The organism is Sphingobacterium cavernae, assembly GCF_008520265.1.
In the GTDB taxonomy this organism is placed as follows: domain Bacteria; phylum Bacteroidota; class Bacteroidia; order Sphingobacteriales; family Sphingobacteriaceae; genus Sphingobacterium; species Sphingobacterium cavernae.
The window spans coordinates 1-884 of record NZ_VIQM01000007.1 but is presented as its reverse complement, the minus strand read 5'-3'; the positions used below and the strand labels follow the sequence as shown (position 1 = coordinate 884).

Below are 884 nucleotides of genomic sequence, written 5' to 3'. Positions count from 1 at the left end.
CCACAAGAGCAAAAGTACCGATGCGAAGCACACGGGCGGAACATCTCGTAGTAGTGATGAAGTCTCTGTAATGGAGATGGAGCGAAGGGGGTGTATTATCCAGTTCTTATCACAAAGAAAACTATGGTACAAACCATAGGAGGTACAGGAATGATTAAGACAAAACCATTTATTATTTCTCAGTCCATAGTACTGGAAGCCTACCAGCGGGTACAACAAAACCGTGGTAGTGCTGGAGTAGATGGCATGAGCTTAGAGGATTTCAAAGCAGATAGCTGGAAACACCTCTATCGACTATGGAATCGGATGAGTTCTGGCAGCTATATGCCCATGCCAGTTCTACTAGTAGAAATTCCCAAGAAAGGAGGGGGGACACGTCCACTTGGAGTACCCACGATAACAGATCGCATTGCTCAAACGGTGGTCACACTGTTTCTGGAACCAAAGTTGGATAAGATATTTCATAAGGACTCTTATGGCTATCGCCCCAACAAAAGTGCAAAGGAGGCGGTTGGAACAGCTAGAGAGCGATGTTGGAAGTATGATTGGGTTCTGGATCTTGATATCAAAGGTTTCTTCGACAACATACCACACGAGCTGCTTATGAGAGCAGTTCGTAAGCACACAGATTGCCCATGGATCTTGCTGTATATTGAAAGGTGGCTTAAAACACCGGTACAGCAATCCAATGGGATTCTTACAGAGAGATCAAAAGGGACGCCGCAAGGAGCAGTTATCAGTCCGCTGCTCGCTAACCTCTTTTTACACTACTGTATGGATGAATGGTTACGAATTAACTATCCGGACTGTCCGTTTGAACGATATGCTGATGATAGTGTGATACACTGTAAAACAGAAATACAAACAGTGGAACTGAAGAAAGC

1 protein-coding gene is annotated in these 884 nt (G+C 44.6%); it reads left to right on the top strand.

Features of this window, described 5'->3' with window-relative positions:
- Nucleotides 1-123 precede the first annotated feature (123 nt).
- Nucleotides 124-884 (top strand): group II intron reverse transcriptase/maturase (ltrA, locus tag FLS47_RS00545; protein WP_223225070.1); only part of this gene is annotated, 761 nt, incomplete at its 3' end.